We start from the raw sequence: 12258 nt of genomic DNA, 5'->3' as shown, positions 1-12258 counted from the left end.
AAGGTTTTAGAGAGTTACCAAAAAGCGGTAAAAAGAAAAGAGCTCATAGAAGCTTAGCTCTTCCAAACTAACCCTATAACTTTTAACAGGGTGCTTAAATAAGCCGCTTTTAACAAATAGCTTTTAATAAACGGTTGTTAATAAGCCGCTATAATTAATACAGTTTAGTGAAACATGTATGACTTAATGCTTATATATAAGCCTTGTTAAAAAGCGTTAATTTTTATAAGGTTGGCTCTATGTTGCAATTATAAAAGGATATGTTGCCTCAATACAAAGGCGTGATTTTGTTTAAGCTTCACGTTAATAACGTCAGACCTTAAGGACTATTTTGCCAAAGCTGTTGCCATTTTGAATGTGTTCGTGTGCTTGCTTGGTATCTTGTAACGAATACACAGCTTCAAATTCAAGCGTTAATTCACCACTACCAACCATATCTAACACGCGCTTTAAATCCTCTCCATTTGGCTCTACTGCAAACCCATCAACCTCTATGTCTTTATCAGAACCTGCTTTTTGTAATTTATCCACCCAAATGGAGGGTAATACGACGACACGTCCGCCCTTTTTGACCAAGGCCAATGCTCGTACGCCTGCATCATCCCCAACTAAATCAAATAATAAGTCTGCCTCAAGCGCCGGAAAATCTGACTCTTTGGTGTAATCTATCCACCCTTCAAGCTTCGTGATATCAATAAGCGCTTTAAGCTTATTATATTTTTCAGGAGAACAGATAAGCGTGAGCTTAATGTCATTATTGTCTACTTTATCGATTAGCATTTGTAGCATGAGGTGCCCCACGCCCCCTGCTGGAGCATTCATAACGACATGCGCTCCTGACTTAATCTGTGCAAATCTAACTGCTTGATATGCCGTAGTACCTACGCACGGGATAGCGCCCGCAGTTTGTAGCGACACCCCATCTGGCACGCGCGCAAATAAGCTTGCATCTGCTGCATTGTAGTGCGCGTAACACCCACCATCAAAGCTTAGTGCAGCCACTTTATCCCCCACATTAAAATTTTGAGAATTGCTGGCAAGCACCTCACCTGCCATATCAAAGCCTAAGATAGCGGGCTTATTTTGTGCAAACTGATTGTCTTTAATCTTATCCGCACCCCAGCCCAAGCCTTGTCGAGTTTTATAGTCCACAGGATTTACACCCGCATAAGCGATCTTAACAAACACCATATTTTCTTTCATATCAGGCGTTTGGACATCAGACTGATACGTTAAAACATCAGGCTCTCCAAAATCATTAATAATAATGGCGGATTGGGTTTGCGGTAGGGATTGATTAGCGGACACAACTGACTCCTTGTTTGTTTTATTCTTATAACACGTCTCTTTTATGAGGTTCGGCCACTATTCTTGCGGGCTATTATGATCAAGTAGGTCTTCATCACCAGAATTTTCCAAAATCTCTGCTTCAACTTTTTGCATTAGTTTTGGATCTGGACGCGCATCAAGCACATCATCGGCATCTTTATCTCCAAGGATTTGTCTTGCGCGCTGCTTGGCTTTTTCTTTTTCAAGGTCATCTGGTTTAGTTTGCAGGCTTTGGGTTGATCCTTCGGACGATTTGATGGCGTCTTCTGGTATCTCAGGCTGATCTGGTATCTCAGGCTGAATAGTTGCTTGTATACCGTCCTGCTTACTTTCCGTATTGGCCGCGCGATTGATATGTTTAATAGCCTCTTCAACATCTCCATTTAGACGCATACGGTATATCGGCTCAGGTAAACTAAATCCGTTATTCTCAAGAGCATGTTTGGCTTCACGTATAGCGATACTGCGCGCTTTGTATAAATCAGTATTAGTTTGATCTACCCACACTTGAAACTCTAAAATGATATTAGAGTCGCCCACTTCCTGAATAATTGCCACCGATTTTGGATCAGCTAAAATAAAATCCAGTGCGTTAACCGCATCCAGACCCACTTTAATCGCCGCAATAGGGTCATCGTTGGCGTCCACACCCAGCTGAAAGGTAAAGCGCCGTTCAGGGTTTTTGGTATAGTTCAAGATAGTGGCTTTAAAGACCTCGGAGTTTGGGATACGCAGTTGGTTACCATCTGACGTCATTAAGATGGTGGCTCGACTAGTGAGACGAACGACGATACCTTCTTGACCATTGATATCAACATAATCACGCGCTCTAAAGGGCTGACGTACGCTAAGCATCAGCGAGGCAATGTAATTCTCAATAGTGTCTTTGACTGCAAAACCAACGGCAATACCAATGACTCCTGCACCGCCAAGCAACGTACCAATAATGGCTTCAGCTCCCATAAGGCTAAGCGCGAGTATAAGGCCTATAATTACAAACAGCACTTTGATCGTTTGTGACAATAGCTCTGCGACAAAAGGATTGGGGGTGATGCGCTTCCATAAAGACTTACGCCGAGAGATCCATGTCCCAATCCATACCACCACAGCAAATACTAAGATAGCAACGAGCAATAAAGGCAAGGCTTTGATTAGACCTCGTGCTTGCTGTTTTAAATCTGCAATCACTGGTGTCACATTATCCTGCACATCTAATGTACGATTAATTCGATCTTCGACGGCGACGACGTCACTCACCCGATTAGCAAGATTAATAGCTTGCTGTGCCTTTTTTTCGTTTGGTGCTTCACCGCTTAAGCTCACTACCCCTTCGCTGACGCCCACAACAATGGATTTCAATCCTTCGATTTCAGAAAAGATACCCGTAATACGTTTTTTTATATCACCATCATTAACTTGATTGGCACTGGTTTCAATAACGGTGTCTTTTTCAGTGATATTACCTGCTGCAGGTGCTGAATCGATAGTAGGCGCATCAACAGACGCATCGTCAGTTGACACATCGCTACTATTTTCTTCCGTATTTCCCCCTGAGATCTCATCGCCGCTTGCCGCCTGTGCTTGCTCATCAGAATTTGCCGAGTCATTAGCATTGGAAGCCGTTTTTAATGCGTCATTAGCGGCAGCAATATCACCAGTGAGTATCGCTTCTCCTGCCGCCGCAACCTCTTCTGATACCGCATGAGCAGGTAGGTGCAATACCGATAGCAGCAATAACATCAACATCGCTATGGGCAGCTTAGACTGGTTTATAAATCTATATATCAACTTGGCTATAAACCTAACAATAAAGCGGATTAAAAACACTTGGCGCAGCCTTAATCGCTGTGAGGGGGAGGTTGCCATTACTGAGTTATCCTTTGGTATTGAGTCGCCGTATTGAGCCGCAAATGGTGCGCAAGATTGAGTTGCAGTACTGAGTCACAGTGTTAAATTAAAACAAGCACGCAAGCTATCCCTAAACCACTTGTATTTAAACCTATTAATTTTAAAACCCATTAACCTTTAAACCAATTTACTATTAGACCCATTAATTTTAGACAAGTTAGCTTAAAAATTAACAAGCTTTTTGTATTTTTATCTTCAAACTACTGCTTAAAAAAGGGCTCAGTTCACAACTTAATTAAATTAAAAACTAACGCTATAAGTTATTGGTTAAAGCTAATTGTCTAAGCTAGTTGTCTAAGCTATTTATCTAAATAAAGCTGCGCTTCACCTAAATCCAATGTACCTTCATAAATCGCGCGGCCAGTAATGATGCCTTCTAAGCAATCACCATATGGCTTTAACAGTTCAATGTCTTTCATATTCGTCACACCGCCTGAGGCAATAACGGGTAGACCGCCTTCGCGTGCAAGATTAACGGTCTGCTCCACATTCACCCCTTGCATCATACCATCACGCGCAATATCGGTATAAACAATAGAAGACACGCCTGCATCAGCAAAGCGTTTTGCCAAATCGATGGCTTTGGTATCGGTTACGTTGGCCCATCCATGCGTTGCTACCATACCATCTTTGGCATCAATACCAACGATAATATGACCTGCAAACTCACGACATGCTTCTTCAACAAATTCTGGGTTTTCGACCGCTTTTGTCCCGATAATAATATAGGTTAGGCCCGCTGTTAGGTAATGTTCAATCGTTTGTAAGCTGCGTATACCGCCGCCTAACTGCACAGGTAAATTAGGATGAACCTTTGCTATTTGAGTAACGACATTTTTATGCACAGGCACGCCATCAAAAGCACCATTTAAATCTACTAAATGCAAACGGCGCGCGCCTTCATCGACCCAGCGGGTTGCCATGGCTACCGGATCATCTGAAAAAACCGTATCATCCTCCATACGACCTTGCTTTAATCGAACGCATTTACCATCTTTAAGATCAATTGCAGGAATAAGAACAGGCGCTTTTGAACCTGAAGCGGTTTGAGTATTCTTTTGCTCTGTGGTTAAATTTGTAGTACTCAATGATTGAGTTTGCATATCAAAAACCTTAATTGAATTTAAATTTTAAATTAAAATGGTTATAAATTTATTCTCGGCGGCTATTTTTTGGATGTCGCCATTAAAATTAAGTAAACATACTGGCAATTTTAGGGCAATTTAACGTATAATCCTAGGATATATTGTATATGTATTTTGGTAGCCAGTCGCCACTGTCTTCAATGATAAGAAATTAGAATAAACCTTTATATTCGTAAGCACCCATCTCAATAGTTATGTGATGATGGGCTTTGACATACGTATTATAGAGCGTTAACTAATAAATCTTATATCATCAAGTTCAAATCTCGGCCACTGCGCCGTTCTGGTTTGCTCACTCCCGACGGGACGTCTGGCCTTTCTTCGCTTATGGAATAAGTTCGCTTATGATTACCATTAAAAAGGGGCTTGATTTGCCCATTGCTGGTGCACCCAGCAGTGAAATCACCCAGCATTCGCCAAAGCACGTTGCGCTTGTCGGCTACGACTATGTCGGCATGAAGCCTACGATGAACGTTAAAGAAGGTGATATCGTCACCAAAGGTCAGCCTATTTATGAAGATAAAAAACGGGTTGGTGTGATTTACACCGCACCTGCTTCAGGAAAGGTTGTGGCTATAAATCGCGGTGCGCGCCGTGTTTTTGAAAGTTTAGTTATTGAGGTTGATCCCAGCGCTGGTGAAGAAAGCTTTGATAAGTTTGATTCAAGCGAATTAGCGGGTCTTAATCCTGAAACGGTTGAAGCACAGCTGGTCAAATCAGGTGAATGGACGGCACTGCGTACGCGTCCTTACAGCCGTACACCTGATATTGGAACCCGTCCACAAGCTATCTTTGTTACTGCAATCGATACCAATCCGTTGGCGGTTGATCCTATGGTTCTTATTCAAGAAGAACAACAGGCCTTTAACGATGGATTAGCAGTTCTATCGACCCTCTCGCCAAAGACGTACGTTTGCCATCATGGCAGTGCTAGCATTCCAAAAGTTGCGAGTATAGCGTCAACTAACGTGACTGAATACCACGCTTTTGCAGGTAAGCATCCTGCGGGTAATGCTGGTACGCATATCCACTTCTTACATCCTGTTAGCCGTGAGGTTACTGTGTGGACCATCGGTTATCAAGACGTGATTGCATTTGGTAAGCTATTTACCACAGGTCAGTTATTTACACGTCGTTTGATAAGCTTTGCAGGTCCTGCTATGGATAAGCCGAGATTGGTTGTCACAGAACGTGGCGCTGATTTGACAGAGCTGACCAGTGGCGAGCTTAAAGGTAGCGATCCCCGTGTTATTAGTGGCTCAGTATTATCTGGGCGTAACACCATTCCTACCACCGCTTATCTAGGGCGTTTTCATAATCAAGTCAGCGCTTTAGAAGAAGGTCATGAGCGTCCAGCGTTCCACTTCTTTAGCCCTGGTTTCAAGCGTTTCTCTAAGCTCCCGATTTATATTTCACAATTTTTCAAAGGTAAAAAATACAATTTTACCACCACCACAAACGGCTCCCCTCGTGCCATGGTTCCCATTGGTGTTTATGAGGAAGTCATGCCACAAGATTATTTACCGACTCAATTATTACGGGCGTTAATTGTAGAAGATATTGTTTCAGCAGTAGACCTCGGTGCATTAGAGCTAGATGAAGAAGACTTGGCTCTATGTACATTTGTTTCACCCGGTAAATACGAGTTTGGCGACATCTTGCGTGATAACTTAACTCGCATTGAGCAGGAGGGCTAACGCTGATGAAATTTTTACACAATATGTTTGACCGCTTAGAGCCTAACTTTACTAAAGGCGGCAAATTCGAGAAATACTATGCTGTGTTTGAGATGTTTGATACTTTCTTACGTCAGCCTAGTAGTACTACCCATTCAGCGGCGCATGTACGTGACGGTATTGACTTAAAGCGTATTATGATCATGGTGTGGTTATGTACTTTTCCTGCTATGTTTTGGGGTATGTACAACGTCGGTTTTCAAGCATTAACCGCTATTCAGCAGTTAGGTTTACAGCCTGAGGGTTGGCGTACGGCCATTACCAATATGGTAGGCTATGACCCAAATAGCATATGGGCAGCCTTTGTATATGGTGCCATGCAGTTTTTACCTATTTATATTGTGACCTTTGCGGTGGGTATCGCTTGGGAGATTATTTTTGCTGTGGTACGCGGCCACGAAGTCAACGAAGGCTTTTTCGTGACCTCTGTGCTATTTGCCTTATGTTTACCACCCGATATTCCTTTATGGCAAGTCGCTTTAGGTATAACCTTCGGCGTTGTGGTGGCAAAAGAGGTGTTTGGCGGTACCGGTAAAAACTTCTTAAACCCAGCGTTATCAGGCCGTGCTTTCTTATACTTTGCCTACCCGGCTTATATGTCAGGAGATACGGTATGGACAGCGGTTGATGGCTTTTCAGGTGCCACTCCGCTAGGTTTATCTGCCATTAATGTCACGCCTGATCAATTTACGGATGCATACGGTAATGTTATTAGCTGGATGGATGCGTTTTTAGGCAACATGCAAGGCAGTATTGGTGAAGTGTCTACACTTGCCATCTTACTTGGCATGATTGTATTAATTTGGACACGTATTGCCTCTTGGCGCATTATCGCCGGCTGTGTCATCGGTTTAGTAGCAACCTCTTTAGTATTTAATGCGATTGGTTCAGATGACAATCTAATGATGAGTTTGCCCTTTTATTGGCACTTAGTATTAGGCGGGTTTGCTTTTGGCGCCGTATTTATGGCAACCGATCCGGTATCAGCCGCCCATACCAACAAAGGTCGCTGGGCATATGGTATTTTGATTGGATTTATGACCGTATTAATCCGCGTTATAAACCCAGCCTTCCCAGAAGGTATTATGCTAGCGATCTTATTTGCTAACTTGTTTGCACCATTGTTTGACTATTTTGTCACTCAGGCAAACATCAAACGTCAAACGGCTCGGAGGATGCGTCATGTCCCAGCAGACTAAAAAGAATTCAAACTCAAACATGCGCACCATTATGGTCGCCTTGGTCTTGTGTTTGGTGTGTTCAGTCTTAGTATCAGCTGTCGCAGTTGGCTTAAAATCTGCACAAGTGAAGAACCAGCTTCTTGACCGTAACAAAAACATTCTAGTTGCTGCTGGATTGTTCGATCCAGCAAAAGATACCAATGATGACGTCGCCGAACGATTTGAAGATTTTGACGTCAAATTAATTGATATTAATAGTGGCGCCTATGCCACTGAAGGACAACTATCAGAAGCAGGTATCTCTGATATTAACGACTATGATGCTAACCAAGCTGCCAAAAATAAAGCACTTAGCCAAGATCTAGGTGACGATGATCCCGCCAGTATTGGTGCAGTTCCAAATTTTGCTAAAGTGTATGTTAAGAATGATGCCGATGGTAACCCGGAATTGGTTGTACTTCCAGTTCATGGCTATGGCCTTTGGGGTACTATCTATGGATTCTTAACGTTAGAGAGTGATTTGAACACAGTTAAAGGAATCAGTTGGTACGATCACAAAGAAACCCCTGGTCTCGGCGCCCGCATTGAAGAGAAGAAATGGCGCGATCAGTGGCAAGGTGTAGAAGCGTACGACGATCAAGGTGATGTGAACATTGGCGTTGGTAAAGGTAAACCTATTGATGGTATCAGCGGTGCAACCCTGACCAGCCGTGGTGTTAACAACCTTGTCCAGTTTTGGCTAAGTGACCGTGGATACAAACCATTTTTGGATCAGCTGCGTAGTAGTAGCACCAATATTAAGCCGAACAATAGTGGTGCAACGGCGAAGTTAGCCGAACAGCCATCACCATCTATAGGCGAGGAGGCATAACATGGCAACAGATACTAAAAAGATCTTAACCACGCCAATTTTTGATAACAACCCTATTGCACTGCAAATTCTAGGGATCTGTTCGGCGTTGGCAGTAACCACTAACGTTAAGAATGCACTGGTAATGTGTATTGCATTAACATTGGTGACCGCATTTTCAAGCTTCTTTATTTCTATCATTCGTAATAAGATTCCATCGAGCATCCGTATTATTGTACAGATGACAATTATTGCCTCTTTAGTTATTGTCGTCGACCAAGTACTTAAAGCTGTTGCTTACGATGTGAGTAAGTCGCTATCTGTATTCGTAGGTTTGATTATTACTAACTGTATTGTGATGGGGCGCGCGGAAGCCTTCGCAATGAGCAACCCACCCGTACCAAGCTTTTTAGATGGCATCGGTAACGGTCTAGGTTATTCAGCGGTCTTGATTTTCGTAGCGGTTATCCGTGAGCTGATCGGTAGTGGTAGTATTTTAGGGATAACGTTACTAAACCCCGTTACTGATGGTGGTTGGTATGTGCCAAATGGTCTATTGTTATTGCCACCATCTGCGTTCTTTATCATCGGTTTATTTATTGCGATTATTCGTATTTGGAAGCCTGAGCAGGTTGAAGAGCCAGAGTTTGTTATGAAGCCTCAGTCTAAAGGTATGGCGCATGGAGGAGGACACTAATGGGACATTATACCAGTCTATTTATCACGTCTGTTTTTATTGAAAACATGGCGCTTGCCTACTTCTTAGGCATGTGTACCTTCTTAGCGGTATCGAAAAAGGTATCTACTGCTATTGGCCTTGGTGTTGCGGTTATTGCCGTTATGACCATTACCGTGCCTTTGAACAATTTGTTATATCAATACATCTTGAAAAATGGTGCGCTCGCTTGGGCAGGCTTTCCTGATATTAACTTGAGCTTTTTAGGTTTGTTAAGTTATATCGCTTTGATTGCCGCAACTGTACAAATATTAGAGATGTTCTTAGATAAGTACGTCCCTGCACTGTATAACGCACTTGGGGTATTCTTGCCACTAATCACTGTAAACTGCGCTATATTAGGTGGGGTATTATTTATGGTAGAGCGTGACTATAACTTCACCGAATCATTGACTTATGGTGTGGGTGCAGGTTTTGGTTGGGCGCTAGCCATTGCTCTACTAGCTGGAATCCGTGAGAAACTAAAATATTCTGATGTGCCTGCCCCGCTACGTGGTCTAGGTATTACCTTTATTACTGTCGGATTGATGTCGCTTGGATTTATGTCATTCGGTGGTATGTCAATTTGAACGGCTGACAAAGTCTATATAGATGAATATCAAGCGATTTTAATATTTAAATAAGGACAAAAATCATGGAGTTATTTGGTACCGCCATTGGCGGCGTCGCCATGTTTACCCTGATTATCATGAGTTTGGTTGCCATTATTTTGGTTGCGCGCTCTCGATTGGTCAGTTCAGGGGATGTCACCATTCATATTAATGATGATCCTGACAACGATGTGGTAACCCCAGCTGGTGGTAAATTACTACAAACCCTTGCTAGCGAAGGTATATTTCTATCATCTGCCTGTGGTGGCGGTGGTACTTGTGGTCAGTGTACGTGTAAAGTTCTTGAAGGTGGCGGCTCTATCCTGCCAACCGAAGAAGGTCATTTTACCCAAGGTGAAATCCGCGATAACATGCGTCTGGCCTGTCAGGTCTCTGTTAAGCAAGATATGGAAATTGAGATTGATCCTGAGTTCTTTGATGTGCAAAAGTGGGAATGTGAAGTCATCTCAAACGAAAATGTGGCAACGTTTATTAAAGAGCTTGTGCTAAAAATCCCAGAAGGTGAAGAAGTTAATTTCCGTGCTGGCGGTTATGTACAGCTTGAAGCGCCACCACATGAGGTGCATTATAAAGACTTTGATATTGAAGAAGAGTACCTTGAAGATTGGGAAAAATTTGGCTTATTCAAATACGTATCCAAAGTAGATGAAGAAGTTATTCGTGCCTATTCTATGGCGAACTATCCTGATGAAAAAGGTATTATTAAGTTTAACATCCGTATCGCAAGTCCCCCACCGCGTGGCCCTGAAGGCATTCCACCAGGCAAAATGTCGTCTTATGTATTTAACCTAAAACCAGGCGATAAAATTACCGTCTCTGGTCCTTATGGTGAATTCTTCGCTAAAGACACTGATGCTGAAATGGTATTTATCGGTGGTGGTGCAGGTATGGCACCAATGCGTTCACATATCTTTGATCAGCTTAAACGCTTAGAGTCTAAGCGTAAGATCAGCTTCTGGTATGGTGCACGCTCTGTACGTGAGATGTTCTATGTTGAAGATTACGACATGCTTCAAGAACAATATGATAATTTTGAATGGCATGTGGCTTTATCAGACCCACTACCTGAAGATAATTGGGAAGGTTATACTGGATTTATTCACAATGTCTTATATGAAGAATATCTAAAAGACCATCCAAACCCAGAAGATTGTGAATATTACATGTGTGGGCCTCCTGTCATGAACGCTGCGGTTATCGATATGCTACATGACCTTGGCGTAGAAGATGAAAACATCTTACTTGATGACTTTGGTGGCTAAGTTACTTTTTATATAAATATATTGTAAACAAATAGAGTCTCGCTTGAGGCTCTTTTTTTATGTTTATAACTCAGGTTGCACAGCATAAAAATAAGGAATATATAAACGAAACTCATTTTGAAGTTGAATGTGAATTAACTCCAAAAGTAGTCACATAAACGTTAAAATAGAGTTCTTCTAAAGGTTAACCCTTTTATACACCGACTTTATTAAACTTTAAAGCCATTCTATGAAAAACTTATCCTCCCCTACCCCTCACTTTACTGCGTACTTAATCACCAAAACGTCTGTCGGTACAACGGTTGGTGTCATCATATTATCCGCTTTGATGTTAAGTGGCTGCGATCAATCACCAAAGTATCAATATCTGGAAGGTCAAACGATGGGTACCAGCTATCATATTACCTATCGGCAGCCAGAAAAAGCAGGCGCTGATATGATAAAAGCCGCTATCGATAGTCGATTACAAGAGATTAATAACAGTATGTCGACGTACCAAGATGACTCGACCATATCTAAATTTAATACTTTAGGAGCAGGCGAAAGTATCACGGTTGACCCGGACTTTATTCAGGTGCTACAAGATTCTAAACAGGTTTATACTCAATCAGGGGGTGCTTTTGATCCCACCGTGATGACGCTTATAAACTTGTGGGGATTTGGCAGTGTAATTACCGTGGATAGACTACAAAATCCACCACCGAATGAAGATATATTAGCAGCAAAACAATATATTGATTTTGATAGCATCACCTTAGAGGGAAGTTCATTAACTAAGTCCAAAGATGGGGTTGAGATCGACTTTTCAGCCATTGGCAAAGGCTATGGGGTTGATGTGATTGCAGAGGTTTTAAACAGTCAATATCACATCAATAACTATATGGTCGAGATTGGGGGAGAGGTGGCAACATCAGGTGTCAATCAAAACTCACAGCCATGGCAAATTGCCATTGATGCGCCCGTGCTCGATAGTAGTGTCAGCGATCGCTTAACCATTGCTGCTATCAGGCAGCCTACATCCACCAATCAATTGCATTTAGCAACATCAGGCAATTATCGTAATTCCATTATTTTTGATAACAAACGCTATAGTCACACCATTGATCCTACAACAGGACAGCCCATTGTGGGCGGCGCACCTTCGGTAACTGTGGTGGCTAATAGCGTTGCCATTGCTGATGCGTGGGCGACCGCTCTTACTGCGATGCCTTATAAAAGAGCATATGAGCTTGCCCATGATAAGAATATTGCTGCCTTGTTTATCATCCCAAAACAAGGAGAGATACATAATGAATTACCTACCACTCAGGAGATTAAGAAAAGCAGTCAAGACCCACTTGATTATTGGCAAATACAGCAAACCTCATCAATGCAGATGCTGCGCGCTGATAAGCTAAAAAAACAAGGCTTGTGATAACTCACTACTATTTTATTAAAGCCTAATTAAAAACTATATTAATTAGTATATATGTTCTAAAATGACTCAATTTTTTTAAAACC

General features: G+C 42.2%; 10 protein-coding genes. 7 read left to right on the top strand and 3 right to left on the bottom strand.

Annotated elements, in window-relative coordinates; all coding sequences use genetic code 11:
• Positions 1-312: 312 nt before the first annotated feature.
• From AC21OH_RS11525 to hisA, 3 genes are all read right to left on the bottom strand, one after another.
• On the bottom strand, positions 313-1308 hold the full coding sequence (locus AC21OH_RS11525) for an NADP-dependent oxidoreductase (protein WP_487369819.1): 996 nt from the start codon (positions 1306-1308) through the stop codon (positions 313-315).
• A gap of 57 nt (positions 1309-1365) precedes the next feature.
• Positions 1366-3195 (bottom strand): mechanosensitive ion channel family protein, encoded by a 1830-nt coding sequence (locus AC21OH_RS11520; RefSeq protein ID WP_487369820.1) that lies wholly within the window; start codon positions 3193-3195, stop codon positions 1366-1368.
• Positions 3196-3536: 341 nt separating this feature from the next.
• Positions 3537-4340, bottom strand: a complete 804-nt coding sequence (gene hisA / locus AC21OH_RS11515; protein ID WP_486535181.1) for a 1-(5-phosphoribosyl)-5-[(5-phosphoribosylamino)methylideneamino]imidazole-4-carboxamide isomerase — start codon at positions 4338-4340, stop codon at positions 3537-3539.
• A 386-nt stretch (positions 4341-4726) separates the two neighbouring features.
• Here hisA and AC21OH_RS11510 point away from each other — a divergent pair, with 386 nt between their 5' ends.
• The 7 genes from AC21OH_RS11510 (at position 4727) to AC21OH_RS11480 (ending at position 12172) form a co-directional block, all read left to right on the top strand.
• Positions 4727-6079: a Na(+)-translocating NADH-quinone reductase subunit A gene (locus AC21OH_RS11510; protein WP_487369821.1), complete on the top strand. Its 1353-nt coding sequence runs from the start codon at positions 4727-4729 to the stop codon at positions 6077-6079.
• A 5-nt stretch (positions 6080-6084) separates the two neighbouring features.
• The gene (locus AC21OH_RS11505; protein WP_487369822.1) at positions 6085-7317 is read left to right on the top strand and encodes an NADH:ubiquinone reductase (Na(+)-transporting) subunit B; all 1233 of its coding nucleotides are present in this window, start codon (positions 6085-6087) and stop codon (positions 7315-7317) included.
• Positions 7301-8170 (top strand): Na(+)-translocating NADH-quinone reductase subunit C, encoded by an 870-nt coding sequence (locus tag AC21OH_RS11500; protein WP_487369823.1) that lies wholly within the window; start codon positions 7301-7303, stop codon positions 8168-8170. Before AC21OH_RS11505 ends, AC21OH_RS11500 begins: the two co-directional genes overlap by 17 nt.
• A gap of 1 nt (position 8171) precedes the next feature.
• Positions 8172-8846, top strand: coding sequence for an NADH:ubiquinone reductase (Na(+)-transporting) subunit D (locus tag AC21OH_RS11495; protein ID WP_486535185.1), 675 nt, complete (start codon positions 8172-8174; stop codon positions 8844-8846).
• On the top strand, positions 8846-9454 hold the full coding sequence (gene nqrE, locus AC21OH_RS11490; RefSeq protein WP_486535186.1) for an NADH:ubiquinone reductase (Na(+)-transporting) subunit E: 609 nt from the start codon (positions 8846-8848) through the stop codon (positions 9452-9454). Before AC21OH_RS11495 ends, nqrE begins: the two co-directional genes overlap by 1 nt.
• 65 nt (positions 9455-9519) lie before the next feature.
• Positions 9520-10758: an NADH:ubiquinone reductase (Na(+)-transporting) subunit F gene (nqrF, locus tag AC21OH_RS11485; RefSeq protein ID WP_486535187.1), complete on the top strand. Its 1239-nt coding sequence runs from the start codon at positions 9520-9522 to the stop codon at positions 10756-10758.
• Positions 10759-10987: 229 nt separating this feature from the next.
• Positions 10988-12172, top strand: coding sequence for an FAD:protein FMN transferase (locus AC21OH_RS11480; RefSeq protein WP_487369824.1), 1185 nt, complete (start codon positions 10988-10990; stop codon positions 12170-12172).
• The last annotated feature ends 86 nt before the right edge of the window (positions 12173-12258 follow it).

The sequence above is a fragment of the Psychrobacter sp. CX10 genome, assembly GCF_057621575.2.
Note: the sequence above shows the minus strand (reverse complement) of the source record. Positions and strands in the feature narration are given on the sequence as shown.